The 13,764-nt window shown below is 68.8% G+C and carries 14 protein-coding genes, 1 pseudogene and 1 riboswitch; of the genes and pseudogenes, 6 read left to right on the top strand and 9 right to left on the bottom strand.

All coding sequences use genetic code 11. The features are described from left to right. The 3 genes and pseudogenes from ACXJKR_RS10915 to ACXJKR_RS10905 all read right to left on the bottom strand — a co-directional run. A pseudogene (locus ACXJKR_RS10915) lies at positions 1 to 355 on the bottom strand (hypothetical protein); the annotation flags it as partial. 68 nt (positions 356 to 423) lie between these two features. After that, positions 424 to 828: a DUF1801 domain-containing protein gene (locus ACXJKR_RS10910; RefSeq protein ID WP_056191607.1), complete on the bottom strand. Its 405-nt coding sequence runs from the start codon at positions 826 to 828 to the stop codon at positions 424 to 426. Between the two features lie 3 nt (positions 829 to 831). After that, on the bottom strand, positions 832 to 1,254 hold the full coding sequence (locus ACXJKR_RS10905; RefSeq protein WP_457322863.1) for a copper chaperone PCu(A)C: 423 nt from the start codon (positions 1,252 to 1,254) through the stop codon (positions 832 to 834). 133 nt (positions 1,255 to 1,387) lie between these two features. Here ACXJKR_RS10905 and ACXJKR_RS10900 point away from each other — a divergent pair, with 133 nt between their 5' ends. Next, the gene (locus ACXJKR_RS10900; RefSeq protein WP_457322862.1) at positions 1,388 to 4,714 is read left to right on the top strand and encodes a P-loop NTPase fold protein; all 3,327 of its coding nucleotides are present in this window, start codon (positions 1,388 to 1,390) and stop codon (positions 4,712 to 4,714) included. On the opposite strand, the gene ACXJKR_RS10895 is transcribed toward ACXJKR_RS10900, so the two are convergent. Beyond that, positions 4,711 to 5,130, bottom strand: coding sequence for a hypothetical protein (locus tag ACXJKR_RS10895; RefSeq protein WP_457322861.1), 420 nt, complete (start codon positions 5,128 to 5,130; stop codon positions 4,711 to 4,713). The genes ACXJKR_RS10900 and ACXJKR_RS10895 overlap by 4 nt on opposite strands. Positions 5,131 to 5,276: 146 nt before the next feature. On the opposite strand from ACXJKR_RS10895, the gene ACXJKR_RS10890 reads away from it, so the two are divergent. The 4 genes from ACXJKR_RS10890 to ACXJKR_RS10875 all read left to right on the top strand — a co-directional run bounded on the left by ACXJKR_RS10890 (position 5,277) and on the right by ACXJKR_RS10875 (position 9,149). After that, on the top strand, positions 5,277 to 5,672 hold the full coding sequence (locus ACXJKR_RS10890; protein WP_056191605.1) for a GntR family transcriptional regulator: 396 nt from the start codon (positions 5,277 to 5,279) through the stop codon (positions 5,670 to 5,672). Further along, on the top strand, positions 5,669 to 6,556 hold the full coding sequence (locus tag ACXJKR_RS10885; protein WP_056191604.1) for an ABC transporter ATP-binding protein: 888 nt from the start codon (positions 5,669 to 5,671) through the stop codon (positions 6,554 to 6,556). Before ACXJKR_RS10890 ends, ACXJKR_RS10885 begins: the two co-directional genes overlap by 4 nt. After that, positions 6,556 to 8,007, top strand: a complete 1,452-nt coding sequence (locus tag ACXJKR_RS10880) for a hypothetical protein (protein WP_457322860.1) — start codon at positions 6,556 to 6,558, stop codon at positions 8,005 to 8,007. The genes ACXJKR_RS10885 and ACXJKR_RS10880 overlap by 1 nt, the downstream gene beginning before the upstream one ends. Positions 8,008 to 8,139: 132 nt before the next feature. After that, a riboswitch (cyclic di-GMP riboswitch) is annotated at positions 8,140 to 8,230 on the top strand. A 94-nt stretch (positions 8,231 to 8,324) separates the two neighbouring features. After that, a complete protein-coding gene (locus ACXJKR_RS10875; RefSeq protein WP_457322859.1) occupies positions 8,325 to 9,149 on the top strand; it encodes a hypothetical protein in 825 nt (274 codons plus the stop codon). 150 nt (positions 9,150 to 9,299) lie between these two features. Here ACXJKR_RS10875 and ACXJKR_RS10870 read toward each other — a convergent pair whose 3' ends face one another. Both ACXJKR_RS10870 and ACXJKR_RS10865 read right to left on the bottom strand, forming a co-directional pair. After that, a complete protein-coding gene (locus tag ACXJKR_RS10870) occupies positions 9,300 to 9,746 on the bottom strand; it encodes an SRPBCC family protein (protein WP_200955211.1) in 447 nt (148 codons plus the stop codon). A gap of 87 nt (positions 9,747 to 9,833) precedes the next feature. Then, entirely contained in the window at positions 9,834 to 10,310 is a 477-nt protein-coding gene (locus ACXJKR_RS10865) for a flavin reductase family protein (RefSeq protein WP_056191594.1), read from the bottom strand. Between the two features lie 131 nt (positions 10,311 to 10,441). Between ACXJKR_RS10865 and ACXJKR_RS10860 the strand changes: the two genes are divergently transcribed. Beyond that, the gene (locus ACXJKR_RS10860) at positions 10,442 to 11,350 is read left to right on the top strand and encodes a M48 family metallopeptidase (RefSeq protein WP_056192583.1); all 909 of its coding nucleotides are present in this window, start codon (positions 10,442 to 10,444) and stop codon (positions 11,348 to 11,350) included. Here the strand turns inward: ACXJKR_RS10860 and ACXJKR_RS10855 are convergent, their stop codons facing one another. The 3 genes from ACXJKR_RS10855 to ACXJKR_RS10845 all read right to left on the bottom strand — a co-directional run bounded on the left by ACXJKR_RS10855 (position 11,351) and on the right by ACXJKR_RS10845 (position 13,596). Beyond that, a complete protein-coding gene (locus tag ACXJKR_RS10855; RefSeq protein WP_056191593.1) occupies positions 11,351 to 11,983 on the bottom strand; it encodes a Crp/Fnr family transcriptional regulator in 633 nt (210 codons plus the stop codon). 173 nt (positions 11,984 to 12,156) lie between these two features. After that, the gene (locus ACXJKR_RS10850; RefSeq protein ID WP_162247724.1) at positions 12,157 to 12,828 is read right to left on the bottom strand and encodes a helix-turn-helix domain-containing protein; all 672 of its coding nucleotides are present in this window, start codon (positions 12,826 to 12,828) and stop codon (positions 12,157 to 12,159) included. A 123-nt stretch (positions 12,829 to 12,951) separates the two neighbouring features. Next, on the bottom strand, positions 12,952 to 13,596 hold the full coding sequence (locus ACXJKR_RS10845; RefSeq protein ID WP_457322858.1) for an MBL fold metallo-hydrolase: 645 nt from the start codon (positions 13,594 to 13,596) through the stop codon (positions 12,952 to 12,954). Positions 13,597 to 13,764: the final 168 nt, after the last annotated feature.

Here is a 13,764-nt window from a genome sequence, read left to right as displayed (position 1 = left end):
GGGTGGCGCTGGTGCTGACCGCGGGCGTCTCGCTGCCGGCAGGCGCCGCACCGCCTGCGCCGCCGTCACTGGCATCCGCCGGGGGCGCCTTGGGCGCGCTGGCCTGGAGTTGCTGTGAAGTCACCTGGACGTCGCTGCCATCATCCAGCCGCGCCGGCAGGCTCTGGGCACTGGGCGCCGCCTGGGCGGCCTGAGTGACAGTGCCGGCTCGCTTCGCGCCCTCTACCGAGATATTGACGACCACGGCCCGCTGGCTGCCGCTGTCCAGCTCCTTGGCGGGCTGCTCGGTGCGGTCGACGGAGGCGCCGCCAGTCAGGGAACTGGCCGGGGCTTGGGTGTTGACGGCGGCGACCATGGGCAACTCCGGAGTAATCATGGGCTATCGGCAACCCTGGCCAGAACTGAACGGGCTTTACGCCCGCTTCACTGGCCCGCGACGCTCGCCCGCTGCGGGTTGCCCAGCTCGGCATTGAGCACGACGGCCGCTTTCACCAAGGCCAACGCGGTGTCGCGCTCGAATGGCGTGTCCTCTTGCAGTTCCAGCGTGCGCAGCTCGAACTTGCCGCCACCGCGCATGCGCGGCTCCAGATGCAGCAACCGCTTGCCGCGCCAGAAGCCGAACAGCACGCGCTCAGGCTCGGCGCGGATCAGCAGCACCGGGCCGTTGCTGAAGTAGACGAGGTGGCCCCACTTGAGCTTCTCCTCCAGGCCGGGCGCCGCCTCCAACACGGCCGCGCGCAGCGCCACCACCTGGGCCTGTTGCCAGCCGCCGAGCGCGGCGACATAGCCGTCGGGGTCGGCGGCATCAACGATGTACATCTTCGCCATGCGTCAGCGCGCCTGCGCCTTGATCTCGACCGTCGTGCGCTGCTTGTCCTCGCCCTCGACGGTCAGCGTCAGCGGCACGGTCTCGCCGGCCTTGATCGGACCCTTGAGGCCCATCAGCATGACGTGATAGCTGCCGGGCTTGAGCGCCACGGCCTGGCCGGCGGGCAGCGGCAGCGCGTCGACGGCGCGCATCTTCATGACGCCGTCGTCCATCTTCATTTCGTGGATCTCGACCATGGCCGCCACTGGCGAGCTGGCCGCCACGACCTTGGCCGGCTTGGCCGAGGTCAGCTGCATGAAGGCGCCGGTGGCCTTCTGCGGCGCGACGGTGGCGCGCACCCAGGGGTCGTCCACCCTGACCAAGGGGCTCTGGGCTTGGGCAGCGAAGGCGGCGAACAGGGCGGAGGCGATGAGCAGGCGGCGCATGGTTTGGTCTTGAAACGGAAGGCCCCCATTGTGGCGAGTTCGGGTTCGCCCTGATCGGCGCGCGCCCGCTGCGGGAAACGCATTGACGTCCGGCAAGGGCCGCGGAGAACATGCGCCCAAACAGGGAGAAGACATGAAAATGCGCGTTGCAGAGCCAGGCCCGGGCCAAGAGGCCGGGACGTATTCGCTGATCCAGTTGCGCGCGCCCGGCGCTCGCTCCGGGCCGCAGGTCGCGGTCAGCGATGAACTGCTGAACGCGTTGCGCCGGGCCGCCCGTATCAACGAAGGGACGCAGGACGCGCAGGTCACGTTCGCGTCGCTGCTGCTGGGTTTGTCGCTGACGGAGGGTGGCCCGGGGCGCTGGCTGCGCCAGCGGCTTGAGACGACGGGCCAGGCGCTGGAAGCGCTGCTGCGGCTGGCCAAGTCAAGCCGCACGGCCTACGACGCGCTGGCCGCCCAGCCCGCGCTGGAACTGCCCACGCCTGAGTCCTTCTCCGCCTCGGCCACACGCGCTATCGAGCTGGGCGGCGCGGCGACCGGCACCGGTTTCGTCGCCGACGTGCTGATGGCCATGCTGGCCACGCCGGGCTACCACGACGCCGACTTCCAATCCCTGGGCATCGACCGCATCGAATGGGCCCAGGCCTTGCAAGCCGCACGGCCCCACGGCTTTTCGCCGCCGATCGTGCAGCCTGCCAGCGGCTCTACCTTCACTCCCGAGGTCGCCGCCACCGCGCCTGCGGAAGACGGGCAGCTCGATCTGAATCGCATGGAAAGCCACGTGGCCCACGTGCTGAGCACGGCGCACGCGCTGGCCGGGAGCGCCCCGATCACGCCGCTACACATCCTGGAAGTGGCACGCGCGCAGGCGAACAGCGGCTCGCAGTCCTTCGAGCGCCTGCGGCAGTTGATGGGCCCGCTGCCCGGGCTGTCGCCGCCCTCTGCGACGGTGCTGCCCGGCGAGACGCTGGCACCCGAGCTGCGCACGCAGCTTGCACGTGCCCAGCGGCCGATGGAGGGCAGCACGGAGTACCGCACGATCTGGGGCCGTGACCTTATCACGGCGGCGTTGCTCTGCCCGGATGACGCCGTGCTGCCCGCCGTGGCCGGCGGGCGCGACGCCCTGGACCAGTTGCGCGATGCCTGGTACCGCTACGTGGTGGCCGACACCGTGAGCCGCCCCCCGAGCGATTGGGCCTTGTGGTGGCGCGAGGCCGGCGTGCCCCTGCCCCAGCAGCCGCGTGCCGGCTATGCCGTGGAGAACGATGTCGGCGAGGACCGCCTGGGCATCGGCGCCGAGGCGGCTGCGTTCGCGCGACTCATCCTCGACAAGGACGTCAAGCCACCGCTGTCCATCGGCCTGCTGGGCGACTGGGGCTCAGGCAAGTCCTTTTTCATCGAGCAGATCAAGCGCCACATCGGCGGCCTGCTCGAAGAGAAACGGCCCGAGCTRCATGCGTCGGTCGTGCAGATCGAGTTCAACGCCTGGCATGCGTCCGACACCAACCTGTGGGCCAGCCTCGTCACGAACATCTTCGACGAGATCTGGCGCACGGTGTCGGCGACGGACGAGAACATCGACCCCGAACAGGCCCGCGCCAAGCTGGGTGAGCAGATCGCGCTGGCACGCGGTGCGGTGCACGAAGCGCAGGCCCAGGTCGAGACCGGGCGCATCGCGCTGGCCAAGGCCGAGAAGGAGCTGCAGGCCAGGCAGGAACTGCTAGCCCTGACCCACGTGGCCGGCAAGGAGGTCAAGCAGCGCATCGACAAGCTGGCGCTGGCGGCCGGCTGGCGTGCTCCCATCCAGACCATCAACGACGTGGACAAGGCCGCGCGCGACCTGCTGGCGTCCGGCCAGCGCCTGCGCCAGATTGGCGCCGCGTTGCTCGAGCGGCCCGGCTGGCGCATCGGCTTGCCCGTCACGGCCTGCCTGGCCCTGGCCTGGCTTGGGCTGTCTTTGATCGACGCCGCCCGGCTGTCGGCCTGGCAGCAGCATATGTCCCAGGTGCTCACGACGGTGGCGGGCCTGGTGGGTGCGGTCATCGCGCCGCTCAAGCTGGCCAAGGGCAAGGTGGATGCGCTCGCCGACCAACTCGGCCATGTCCAGTCCGAGTTCGAGCGCAGCCTGAAGGACATGAAGGCCTCCGACAGCGCGGGCGACGCCGAGAAGGCGCAACTGCTCGAGCGCGCGCGCCGCGAACTGGAAAGCAACGAAGAGCGGGTGAAAGTGGCCCGCGCGCAACTGGCCGAGTTGATGAACCAGCAGGTGGCGCTGGACCCGGCGCACCGGCTCGGCAGCTTCTTGCAGGAGCGCGTGCAGTCAAGCCCTTACCGCTCCCAGCAGGGGATCATTTCGCTGGTGCACAAGGACTTCAGCGAGCTGTCGCTCTACATGAAGCGCCTGCGCGAAGAAGCCGCCCGCAAGGCCGAGACGCCGGGGGCCGGCGATGACACCGCCGCCCCGGCCGACGGGGCCGTGAAGATCAAGCCCATCGACCGMATCGTGCTCTACGTCGACGACCTCGACCGCTGCCGCCCCGCGCAGGTGGTGAACATGCTGGAGGCCGTGCACCTGCTGCTGGCGCTGGACCTGTTCGTCGTCGTCGTGGCGGTGGATTCGCGCTGGCTGACGCGTGCGCYGGAGGTGCACTACAGCGAACTGCTGGGCACGGTCCACGCGGCCGACGCCGACGGCCTGCGCGAATCGACGCCGCAGAACTACCTGGAGAAGATCTTCCAGATCACCTACGCCCTGGCGCCGATGCGGGCCACCCATCTGCGCGACTACGTCGACGCCCTGGCAGGGCAAGCCCTGTCCACGCCGTCCGAGGCGGCCGGGCTCGCGCCCGCTGCGGCCGCGGCGCCCCTGGCCCCGAGCGACGCGTCGTCGCTGCCCGTTGCGCCCACTTCTGCCGAAGTCCCGACGCCGCCGCAGCCACCGGTGCCGCAGGGCTCCGCCGCGGCCGTCGCGCCGCAACAGCCGCGAACCGCCCGCGCCATCACCATCGGCGCCCAGGAGCGCGAACTCATCGTGTCCCTGGCGCCGTTGCTTGGCACGCCGCGCCTGACCAAGCGGCTGGTCAACGTCTATCGCGTCATCAAGGCGAGCAAGTCGGCCGACGAACTCGATGCCTTCGAAAGCGGTCGCCGCTCCACCACCTGCCTCGTGATGCTGGCCATCCTGTTCGGCCGCCCGCTCGTCGCCAACGAACTGTTGCGCGGCATCCATGAAGGGACCACGCCTTTCGACAACGGCGGCATGCGCCTGATCGACGCCCTGAAGGCGCGCGTGCCGCCCAATGACGAACCCCTGCGCGTGACCGACGCCTGGCGGCAGACCGCCGAGCTGCTGGCATCCATCGGCATCCTGCACACCGTGGGCGCATTTGCGCGTGAGCCGCAGGAGGTGGCCCGCTACTCGCTGGCTTCGGGGCATGCCTGGCACACCTGGCAGCGCTAGGAGAGGGCGGGCACGCTGCCCGACAACAGCAAGGCAAGCCCGTCTGCGTGTACCCATCCCATTGCAGCGCGGGCTGGGCCCGCCTGCTCGGCGGGCTGGGCGCGGCCCGAGCTGAACTTGATCTTGTCATCGGTCAACAGGGCGCTCATCAGCAGGCTGGGCGGCTTGAGCAAATGTTGAAGGCCTGGGTTCGCGCCGCAGCCTCCCGCTGCAGAAGGGCCAGCATGCGCGCCTCGCGCTGCCTGCACCCGGCCATCCAGGGCCACCGCGCTGTGAGCAATCCCTGCAGCGTCAACCGGGCTCAACAAAGCCTTACCGTTGTGCGCTAAGGCGTGACGGTCACAGCTCGGCCAAACACCCGCCCAGGCCTTCTGCTGCGACTGACAGATGCCGCTCAATTCCAGCAGCCGCTTCACGTTTCTTTCGCCATCTCCTCGATGCTCTTCGTGAGGTGACAGAGGGGTTGGCCGCGGTGGGAAGCAGATGCCGCCCACCCTCAGCACAGGGCTTGACAGCCGCTGTCCACGTGTACTATCGTACTGATACACGTAGGCAGTTAACGATGGATCCCACCCATTTCGTCCACATCAACACCGGCTCGCCCGAGCCCATCTACCGCCAGCTCATCGAGCAGGTGAAGCGGCGCGTCGCGGCCGGGCAGCTCAAGGCCGGCGACGAGATCCCCTCGGTGCGCGAGCTGGCCCAGGCCCTGGCCGTGCACCCCATGACCATCTCCAAGGCCTATTCCCTGCTGGAGTCCGACGGCGTGTTGGAGCGCCGCCGGGGGCTGTCGATGGTGGTGGCGGCGCAGCACCAGCGCGCCCAACCCACTGCCGACCGCGTCGAGCTGCTGCGGCCGACGCTGGAGAAGGCGGCCGCCGAAGCGCGGCAACTGGAGCTCCCCAAGACCCAGGCCCTGCAGCTGTTCAAAACCATCCTCGACGAGACGCAAGCATGACTGCCTCCTCCGCCCACTTTCCCCACTCCGACACCGCCACCGCCGAACTCGCTGGCGTCAGCCTCGCCTATCCCAAGGGCGAGGCCGTGCTGAAGGCGCTGGACTGGACGTTGCAGCCGGGCCAGGTGGTCGGCCTGCTGGGCCGCAACGGCTGCGGCAAGACGACGCTGCTGGAGACGCTGCTGGGCCTGCGTGAACCGCAGCAGGGCCGCGTGCAGCTGTTCGGCCAGGACGCCGCGCGGCTGGATGACGCGGCGCGCGCCCGCATCGGCTATGTGCCCCAGCAGAGCGACCTGTTCGAGAGTTTCACCGCGGCCCAACTGCTGGCCTACTTCAAGAGCTTCTACCCGCGCTGGAACGAGTCCAGGGTCGAGGGCCTGCTGTCGCGCTGGGATATCGCCCGCGACAAGCCCATACGCAAGCTCAGTGGCGGCCAGCAGCAGCGCCTGTCCATCATCCGCGCGCTGGCCCACGACCCCGACCTGCTGGTGCTGGATGAGCCCGTCGCCAGCCTTGACCCCGTCGGCCGGCGCGACTTCCTGCGCGAGCTGGTCGACCAGGTGCTGGACCGCGGCACGACCGTCGTGTTCTCCACCCACATCCTGTCCGACCTGGAGCGGGTCGCCTTCAACCTCGCTTTCCTGAGCGGCGGCCGCATCGCCCTGCAGGCGCCGCTGGACGAGCTGCTGGAGCAGGTGCGCGCCTTCACCGGCACCGTCACCGAACTGGCTAGCCTGTTCGCGCGGCTGAACGCCCAGCCGCTCAAGCGCACGCCGCTGGAGGCCGGCCGCGAGCGCGTGCTGGCGCGGCTGCCGGCCGGCGTGAGCGCGCCGCTGGACGCACAGGCCGTCAACCTCGAAGACCTGTTCGCGGAGCTGACGTGATGAAAGCCGCCCCCTACAGCCAATTGCTGCTGGCCTTCTGGCGCCAGCGCGATCGCGAATCCCCCTGGGGCCGCCGGGCGCTGTTCGCCCTCGCCGTGCTGGGCCTGGCGCTGGGCGTCTACCTGGCGCCGCAGCTGGCGATGCCCATGCTGGCCCTTTCGGCGGCACTGGTGCTGATGTCGCTGTGGATGGCCATCATCGGCAGCCTCATGCAGCAGAACCATCCTCATGCCGCGCGCTTCGTGCCCGGCCATCTGCGCCAGACGCTGGAGTCCGCGCTCGCAGCCTGGGCCGGCTTGTCGCTGGGCAGCGCAGCCCTGCTGTGGCTTTGCCTGCCGCAGATGCCCTCCTTCGCCCTGCTGCTGCTGGGCGCCGCGGCCGTGCTGGCCTTCATGGGCTGGGCGACGCGCGAATGGCAGCTCTGGCTGGTGATCTCCATCGGGCCGGTGCTGTTCTTCGGCACCGGACTGGACCGGCGGCTGGCGCCTCTGGGCACCGCGCTGCGCGAGCTGTGGCTGGCCCAGCCGCTGTCCGTGCTCGCGCTGAGCCTGCTGGCCCTGGGCTGGTCGCTCACGCGGCTGTTCGGCAGGGGCGACGCGGCCCACGCCGAGGCCTATGCCCGCCTGGGCCGCATGCGCCGCGCCGCCGAGGACAGCATGCAGGGCAAATACGCCGGTGCCGCCGCCTTCGGCCGGGTGGGCGAATGGCTGAGCCAGCCTTTTGCGCTCGCCGTGTCGGCCTGGCAGCGCCATGTCGTCGCGCAGGCCGAACCGACGGGCCAGAGCGCCATGCGCCGCGCCGAGATCGTGCTGCATGGCCGGCAGCACTGGCTGCACCAGAGCCTGGGCGCCGTGATGGCCGTGGGCATCGCCGCGCTGAGCTTCTTCATCGCGTTTGCGCTGGCCGGCCAGGGCCTGCAGGACAACTGGACCAAAGGCGCCTACGGCATGGCCATCGGCCTGGCGAGCATCGGCTTCAACCCTTGCTTCACCCTGCCCAACATGCTCTGGCACAGCCGCCGCGAACAGGCCCTGATGCGGCTGCTGCCAGGCCTGCCGCAGGGAGAGGCGCTGAACCGCGCGGTTGCGCTGATGCAGTTGCGCCACGCCCTGGTTGCCTGGGCGCTGACGACCGCCGGCCTGGGCCTGCTGGCCTGGGCCGCGAACAATGCCGCACTGCTGTGCCTGGCCTTTGGCGCCCTGCCACTGAGCACCGGCTGGCTGCTGCGCGCGCCTTCGCGCATGAAGTCGCCCACGGCCTGGACCACCGTCGTGCCCATCCTGGCCTTCATGCTGATGGGCTGGGGCATGTTCCTGCTGCAAAAGGATCTGGGCGCGCCGCTGCCTCTGCTGGCAGGCATCAGTGTTGCGCTCAGCGCCGCGCTGGGCGCATGGCGCTGGCGCACGCTGAGCGCTGCGCCAACGGCCTTGCCGGCCGGTCGCTTGAGCTGAAAACGCTCGGCGCAAGCCCGCCGCAAGCTTCAAAAACCGCTCGTCGCGGGCCTCGCGCCGCTCGCCGGGCGGGGGTCTCGGTTCGTGAACTGACGCACGGACAAAACACGGCTTACATCCGCACACTGCGTCCCATGCAGTCGGCAAACCCGTCGAAAGGCGGGGACGCAAAGCCACCGGTCTTCGTGCTCTGACAGGAGCAAAAGACAGCGGGGCCGCCCTGGGCGGACAAGGACATGTCCGCAGCGTGGCACACGGGGAGGTGCCGGCTACTGCCCAGTAGCCCCACCCTTTGCATCAACCCGAAAGACCACGCCATGAAGTACCAARCCATTGCCTTCGCTGCCCTCGCCCTGTTCGCCCAGGCCAGCTTCGCCGCCGRCCCGACGGCCCAGCTCACCGGCCTCGTGCGCATCGTCAAGAGCGACGGCCAGACCGTCCTCGCCCAGGCCGCGCCCATGCTCGTCGCCGCCAACGGCACGGCCACGGGCGCCATGCCCCAGATCACCGTCAGCGAGAAGGATGCCTTCATCTCCAGCCTCGGYCGCTGCGCCTTCAACTTCAAATACGACGAGGTCAGCGCCTCGGCCGTGGCCACCAGCACCAACCGCATCTACAGCAACGACACACTGATCGCGCAGAACACGCAAATCGCGCTGACGCCCAAGGTCGTCAAGACGATCTGGACCCAGCCCTATCTCTTCGCCGGCACGAACAACGTGAAAGTCGTCGTCAATGTCGACGGCGTGCCGAGCACGGGCTGGGTGCGCATCAACGTGAGCGGCACCTGCGGCAAGCCCGCCGCGGCACCAGCTCCGGCACCCGTGGCCGCACCGCCCGCACCGGCCCCATCGCCCGCTCCCGCACCGGTCGTCTATGTCCAGCCCGGCTCGGGCGACTGGAACAACCTCAACAACGCCTGGGGCTACAGCAACTACGCGGCAACCCAGCTCAAGGGCAAGGGCTATGCGAAGTACGCCGAGATCGTGCGCCTGAACGCCGCCCTCACGACGGCGATCAACGCCAAGAAGATCTCGACCGGTGACTACGGCAGCCTGATGGCGGCCTGGAACGCACTGATGGCCGACCCCGCCTTCAAGGCCGCGATGGCGGCCATCGTGCCGACACCAGGCGTCAAGTAAAGACCCCTCGTCCAGTCCCGCTCCGCTGAACACGAGCGGGCCTAACCGGCCCCCCGAGGGGGCGGCGATGCTTGGCGGCATTGAGCCGCAAGCACATCGCCATGGCGGGCCGGTTAGGGGCGGCCCGTCGCTCGGCCCGAGCGCACCACGTTACTGGTTGATTTCCGGCTCGGCCAGCTGGGCCAGCAGGGTCAGCGACTCCTGCCAACCCAGGTAGCAGGCCTCGGCCGGGATCATGGCCGGGATGCCTTCCTGCTTGATGTGCACCTCGGTGCCGCAGAACACGGCGCGCAGCTCGACGGTCGTCGTCATCTCGCCGGGCAGGTTGGGGTCGTCGAAAGCCGCCGTGTAGCGCAGCTTCTGGCCGGGCACCAGTTCCAGGTAACGGCCGCCAAAGCTGTGGCCGCCGCCGGTCGTGAAGTTGGTGAACGACATCTTGTATGTGCCGCCCACCTTGGCGTCCATCTCGTGGACGGTGCCGGTAAAGCCATGCGGCGGCAGCCACTTGGCCATGGCGGCCGGTGTCGTGAAGGCGCGGTAGACGCGATCGGGCGGGCAGCGCAGCACGCGGTGCAGGGTGACGGTGTTGGTCATGATGGGTTCCGTAGTTGGACAGAGGATGGCCCTCTGTCATGACGACGATCAGAGCCCGACCGGATCGACAACGCCAACCCGGAAAAAACCCTAGATCGGCAACTCGGTGAAATAACGGCCGCCGTGGAAGATCAGCGGCTGAGCGCCGAGCCGGGACGAGCAACGCTCGACTTCGCCGACGAAGATGACGTGGTCGCCCTCCTCGTAACGGCTGCGGTTGGCGCATTCGAAGACGGCAGCAGCCCCCTCCAGCACCGGCGCGCCGCCCGCGCCCTCGTGCCAGGCCACGCCGGCGAAGCGATCGATGTCACGCGTCGCGAAGCGCTGGGCCAGCTCCTTCTGGTCGGCCGCGAGGATGTTGATGGCGTAATGCGAGCCATGCGAGAACACCGGCATGGAGCCGGCGCGGCGCGCCAGGCTCCACAGCACCAGGGGCGGGTCCAAGGACACGGAGTTGAAGGAATTGGCGGTGAGGCCGACCAGGCCGCCGTCCGCAGCGCGAACGGTGACGATGGTCACGCCGGTGGCAAACATGCCCAGTGCGGCGCGGAATTGCTGGCTGTCCATGGGGTGATTGTCGCCAGTCCCGCGCCGCTGTCCTACGAAAGCCGCCATCGCCGCCCAAGCACAATGTCGGCATGGATGCCGACGACTTCCAGGTCCGCGACGACCTGCAGTTCACTGACCCGCCGACGCGCATGTTCGGCGACTGCGCCGACTGCGCCGCCGGCCGCTGCGCGCCCCCGGCCCTGCGCGGCCGCCGCCTGTTCACCGGGCTGCTCGCCGCTACCGGTGCCGCAGCGTTCATGCCAGCCTGGGCACGCGAAGGCGTGGAGGTCGGGCCCAAGAGCAAGTTCACCGGCTTCGTGTCGGCCGACCAGCTGGAACAGGCCGGTGGCCAGCAGTACGCGCTGATGATGCGCGAGGCCGGCCAGCAGCGTGCCCTGGCGCCGATGGACCACCCCCAGGCCCAGAGGCTGCGCTACATCGCCCAGCGCATCATTCCCTTCAGCTACGAATGGAACGACCGCGCCCGGCAGTGGAAGTGGGAAGTCAACCTGCTGGCCAGCGCGCAGCTGAACGCCTTCTGCATGCCGGGCGGCAAGATCGCGTTCTTCTACGGCATCCTCGACAAGCTCAAGCTGGAAGACGACGAGGTCGCCGCCATCATGGGCCATGAGGTCGCGCATGCGCTGCGCGAGCATGCCCGCGAGCGCGTCGGCAAGTCGGCGTTCACGAACGGCATCGTCGAACTCGGCTCGGCCTTGCTGGGGTTGGGCAACGTGGGCCGCGGCCTGGCCGGCATGGGGGCCCAACTGGTCAACCTGCGCTTCAGCCGCGACGACGAAAGCGAGGCCGACCTCGTCGGCATCGAGCTGTCCGCCCGTGCGGGCTATGACCCCGCCGCCGCCGTGCGCCTGTGGGAAAAGATGATGACGGCCAACAAGGGCGCGCCACCGCAATGGCTGTCCACCCACCCGGCCAGCACGACGCGCATCCGCGACATCCAGGCCAACCTGCCCAAGGTCGAGGGCCTCTACAAGCGCGCAGCCAAGCCGGACCAGCGCTTCCCGGTTGCGCCGCCGCTGCAGGTCAGGTCGCGGTAGCTACCAGCGCGCTGGCAGGCTCTTGAGTCGCTGGTATTCGCCGGCCGCCACGCGCCTCAGGTAGCCGCCCAGCTCCAGGTCCTTGACGAGCTTGGACACCATCTCACGCGAGCAGCCCAGGCGCTGGGCCATGCCCTGGTGGGTGAGCGCCAGGTGGCGGCCATCGCCGGTGGTCTCGTCGACGAGGTTCTTGAGCCGGCCGTAGACATCGTTGAGCGCCAGCTGCTTGGTCGACAGCGTTGCGGCGCGGGCGCGACGGATGACCTTGGTCAGCAACTCGAAGGCAAATTCGGGGTGCTCGCTGATGTGGGTCAGCAGGCTGGCCCGCGTGACCATGACCAGGCGGCTGCCTTCTTCGGTGATGACGCTGGCCGAGCGCGGCCCCCCGTCCAGGCTCATCTCGCCGACGTATTCGCCGGGGCCATAGACGCCGTAGGTGATCTCGCGGCCACGGGCGTCGCTGCTGAAGGCGCGCAGCGAGCCGGAGAGGATCAGATAGAGGTTGTCGCCGAGCGAGCTCTCCTCGATCAGCACGATGCCCTTGCGATAGCTGCGTGCAATGCCGCGCGCGGCCAGCTGCCGCAGCGAGGGCGGCAGGGCCAGGAGTTCGTTGTCGAGCGTGTCGTCAGGCATCCGGCGGCGCTCTGAGCATTTGGCTCCGGAGCGCGGTCGAATGTTAGTGCTTGCGGGCCGAGCGCCGGGCCGTCCCTAGCCGGCCCGCCTTGGGCGATGTGCTTGCCGGTCGATCCGGCAAGCATCGCCGTCCCCTCGGGGGACCGGTCAACGTACCCGTTGGACGAGGGGATTCAATTGACCAGCTTGGCCGGCCGCAGCGACGAAACAAGCGGCGGCAGCAAGGCCAACTGCCGCATCAGCTCGCCGATGCTGTCGGCGCCGCTCTTGGCGCGGATGCTCTGGATCTGGCTGCGCACCGTCGAGATCGCCACGCCCTGGCGCTGTGCGACCTCGGTCGGCTTGACGCCGTTGGACAGCGCCTTCAGCACCTCGGTCTCGGCCGGCGTCAGCTGGTAGCGCAGCGCGAACCACTGCGCGGCCAGGTCGCCGCAGAGCTGGCGGCGCTCCAGGATCAGCAGCACCGCCGCCTGGTTGACATCGCGGTTCAGCGGCACGACGACGACATTGGCGCGGCCGCATTCGGCGCGATCGTCACCCAGGCGCAGCAGGCAGCGCCGGCCACTTGCCTCGGCGCCCTCCAGCGCGTCGGCCAGAGGCACCGCGTCGGTCAGCAGGCGGGCCCGCAGATGCTGGCCGACGAGCTCCAGCGGGTGGTTGTCATCCAGCGACGCCCGCGCCGCGAGATTGCTGTGAAGCACACGGCCCGCGCCGTTGAGAAGCACGACGCCGTGGTCGAGCTCCTCCAGCACAAGGCCCATCCATTGGTTGGAAAGCGAGGCCGCCTGACGGCGCTCGCGAGGACGGGAGCCCGGGACCTGCCCCGGCTGCACAAACTCGGACATCCACATCGAAGCACTCCTCGGCCCACCCCATGCGAGCCCTCATCAAAGAGTAGGAGAGCACGTTTCGCTTCGGGCGTAAATGTTGCTGGATGTGTTTGTGAACGAATTACCTCCAACCGCCGTTCAAACGACATCGGCAACATAGGGATTGCTGCGGCGCTCTCTTCCGATGCTGCTTTCCGGCCCATGGCCTGGAATGAAAACGGTGTCGTCACCCATCGGCCAAAGGCGCTGGCGAATGGCGTCGAGCAGCTGCTGGTGGTTGCCGCCAGGGAAGTCGGTCCGGCCGATGCCGCCAGCGAACAGCACGTCGCCGACGAAGGCCCGCCGCGCCGAGGCGGAGTGGAAGACGACATGACCCGGCGTGTGGCCGGGGCAGTGGCGCACGGCCAGGGTCTCATGGCCGATCTGCACCGTGTCGCCATCGTCCAGCCAGCGGTCGGGCTTGAAACCTTCCGCTGGCGGGAAGCCAAACATCTTGCTTTGCTGTGCCAGACCGTCGATCCAGAACTGATCGCCGGGATGCGGCCCGATGATGGGCAGGCCCTGTTCGCGGGCCAGCTGGCCAGTGCCGCCGGCATGGTCGATGTGCGCGTGGGTCAGCCAGATGGCCTTCAGGTTCAGCCCGCGCTCGCTGACGGCGGCCAGCAAACGCGGCAGCTCACCGCCGGGGTCGATGACGGCGGCGTCTTTCGTGACGTCGCACCAGACAAGGGAGCAGTTCTGCTGAAAGGGCGTGACGGGGACGGTCAGGTATTGCAGGGCCATTCGGGTGGAAGCTGATAACAAAGTTTCGAACTGAAGGTCAATGTATCGAATCGGCCCACCGAGCTTCACCGAATGCCAATGCCAAAGTTGCGAAGCCCTTGGGCCGCAAGCAACGTATGAATCGGAAACGAAGCAAGCTGCCGACGGGCTAGCGCGGGTGAGCAGACC

This window comes from Roseateles sp. P5_E11, assembly GCF_054049355.1.
This window is presented reverse-complemented; position numbering and strand designations above follow the sequence as displayed.

What these genes read in the sequence shown, in the direction of transcription:
- ACXJKR_RS10845 (WP_457322858.1), bottom strand. Translation starts at nt 13,596, where the DNA reads ATGGCCCTGCAATACCTGACCGTCCCCGTCACGCCCTTTCAGCAGAAC.
- ACXJKR_RS10905 (WP_457322863.1), bottom strand. Translation starts at nt 1,254, where the DNA reads ATGCGCCGCCTGCTCATCGCCTCCGCCCTGTTCGCCGCCTTCGCTGCC.
- ACXJKR_RS10850 (WP_162247724.1), bottom strand. Translation starts at nt 12,828, where the DNA reads ATGTCCGAGTTTGTGCAGCCGGGGCAGGTCCCGGGCTCCCGTCCTCGC.
- ACXJKR_RS10855 (WP_056191593.1), bottom strand. Translation starts at nt 11,983, where the DNA reads ATGCCTGACGACACGCTCGACAACGAACTCCTGGCCCTGCCGCCCTCG.
- ACXJKR_RS10890 (WP_056191605.1), top strand. Translation starts at nt 5,277, where the DNA reads ATGGATCCCACCCATTTCGTCCACATCAACACCGGCTCGCCCGAGCCC.
- ACXJKR_RS10910 (WP_056191607.1), bottom strand. Translation starts at nt 828, where the DNA reads ATGGCGAAGATGTACATCGTTGATGCCGCCGACCCCGACGGCTATGTC.
- ACXJKR_RS10860 (WP_056192583.1), top strand. Translation starts at nt 10,442, where the DNA reads ATGTTCGGCGACTGCGCCGACTGCGCCGCCGGCCGCTGCGCGCCCCCG.
- ACXJKR_RS10865 (WP_056191594.1), bottom strand. Translation starts at nt 10,310, where the DNA reads ATGGACAGCCAGCAATTCCGCGCCGCACTGGGCATGTTTGCCACCGGC.
- ACXJKR_RS10885 (WP_056191604.1), top strand. Translation starts at nt 5,669, where the DNA reads ATGACTGCCTCCTCCGCCCACTTTCCCCACTCCGACACCGCCACCGCC.
- ACXJKR_RS10880 (WP_457322860.1), top strand. Translation starts at nt 6,556, where the DNA reads ATGAAAGCCGCCCCCTACAGCCAATTGCTGCTGGCCTTCTGGCGCCAG.